Origin of the sequence: Parapedobacter brassicae (assembly GCF_051400755.1) — a bacterium.
In the GTDB taxonomy this organism is placed as follows: Bacteria; Bacteroidota; Bacteroidia; order Sphingobacteriales; family Sphingobacteriaceae; genus Parapedobacter.
In genome coordinates this window covers 1-1,941 of the sequence record NZ_JBLFFL010000020.1, presented here as the reverse complement: position 1 = coordinate 1,941, position 1,941 = coordinate 1, and the positions used below count along the sequence as shown (strand labels likewise).

At 37.8% G+C, this 1,941-nt stretch carries 3 protein-coding genes; all 3 read left to right on the top strand.

Annotated elements, in window-relative coordinates:
• Nucleotides 1–807 (top strand): RHS repeat-associated core domain-containing protein (locus tag ACMGDE_RS19905; protein WP_436834591.1); only part of this gene is annotated, 807 nt, incomplete at its 5' end.
• A complete protein-coding gene (locus tag ACMGDE_RS19900; RefSeq protein WP_436834590.1) occupies nt 800–1,207 on the top strand; it encodes a hypothetical protein in 408 nt (135 codons plus the stop codon). The genes ACMGDE_RS19905 and ACMGDE_RS19900, both read left to right, overlap by 8 nt.
• Nucleotides 1,204–1,827, top strand: a complete 624-nt coding sequence (locus ACMGDE_RS19895; protein WP_436834589.1) for a hypothetical protein — start codon at nt 1,204–1,206, stop codon at nt 1,825–1,827. Before ACMGDE_RS19900 ends, ACMGDE_RS19895 begins: the two co-directional genes overlap by 4 nt.
• The last annotated feature ends 114 nt before the right edge of the window (nt 1,828–1,941 follow it).

Below are 1,941 nucleotides of genomic sequence, written 5' to 3'. Positions count from 1 at the left end.
TCGCACGAGGGCAGGTTGGTGGCATCGCCGGAAAATAATTACCTTTACAACGGCAAGGAGCTGCAGGAGGAACTGGGACTGTATGATTACGGCGCACGGTTCTATGACCCGGTGATTGGCAGGTGGGGGACGGTGGATAAACTTGCTGCTGAGCCCGAGCAAATTGATAAGTCGCCCTATGCTTATGGTTGGAACAACCCAACTAACTTAACAGACCCGGATGGGAATTGTCCTAGTTGTCTCCTCGGAGGTCTAATTGGAGCAGCCGTTGAATACGGTTCCCAAGTTGCAGCTAACGTATATGAAAATGGATTTACCGCAAGCGCTTTAACAGATAATATTGATGTTGGAGATATAGCGATTTCAGCTGTAGAAGGTTTTGTCACTAGCGGAGGCAGTGTTGTGAAAAATTTAGTTGTAAAAGGTGGAATTACACTAGCAGCGGAAATTGCAAGAAATGCAGTGGATGTGAAAGATGGAACAGTAACCACTAATTCCGTGAAGAGTACAGCTGTTAATACAGCTGTTGGATTAGCTGCAGGTAAAGTTGCGGATAAAGCTCCGGGTCCTAAAGTTAAAGCGGCAAATGCCCCAACACCTAAAGAAGCTGTAAAGGTAGCCAGAGCGAATGGACCCGTAAATAGAACACAGAGAATTAAAATTGAAAATGAAGCAAAAGCTAACCAAAAGACAGCCAAAGCAATTAATTCTACAGTCAGTAAAGCTCCGGGAGGTATTATAGTTGGAGGTGCCACTGAAGAAGCCAAGCGGAAACTTGATAAAAATAATAGGGTTCAAAATGAATAAGAATCAAAATTGGAAGCATGCCCCTTTTTTTAGAATATCTAATTGGCACCTATATGTTAAGAACCGAAAGATACACCTTTTTTCATTATTAATATTGTTTTTAGTCGGACGCTTTATTTATGGAGCGAGCGAAAAAACAATTGAAAACTACAGGTTAGCCAAACATGGTGACCTTAGTAGAGGTGTAGTCATTTCCAGAATGAAAGTTGGAGCCAAAGGAACTATTGACATTGAATATAAGTTTCAGGCAAACAACGCAGAATATATTGGACATACAATTAACGAAAAATATGAAACAGGAGATAGTATATACGTTCTATATTTGTCAAGCAATCCAGGTATAAACAGGTCATATACTTTTATTAAAGAAAATTATAAAATAAAACAACTCCATAGATGAAATTACTTTTTTTGGTTTTGTCAGTTGCAAGCTTGACTAGCTCTGCTCAGACATTTGAAGGCAAAATGGTTTATCACAATAGTTATAACAGCAAGCTTGCAACCTTGAAAGATGATCAATTGAACTCTATGATGGGCACTTGGCAAGAGTATTATATAAAAGGGAATAGTTATAAGTCTTTGTTTGATGGTAAATTTGTGAAAATGCAAATATATAAAGGAGATGAAAATAAAAGCTATACTCTGACCGCTAAATCTGATACTCTGTTTTGGGAAGATTATGCTAGAAATAAGGAATCTGCAGTGAGCTTTGAAATAAAAAAAAATAAGGATACAGTTATGAATATTCCTTGTGATGTGATGATTCTCAATACTTCTAAAAGTAAAACTTATTATTATTACAATAGTAAGTACGCTGTAGATCCTGACTTATTCTCTAATCATCATTATGGAAACTGGTATTATATTATCTCAAAGATAAAAGCCCTGCCTTTAAAAACAGTATATGAAACCGATCAATTTATCTTAACAAGCACTGTAGTAGAAATATCAGCAATGGCTCTGGATAAAAAGTTTTTTGATATATCTGATAAAGCTAAAACAGCGCCTGCACCTTGGTAGAAAATTCTGAGTGAGGATCAGTACGACTACGGGTGAGCTCAGCGGGAGTGTCCCCAGCACTTTTCTTCCCTTAATCTGATATAATCTTTCTGTTTCAGCATATGCAGCAGGGAT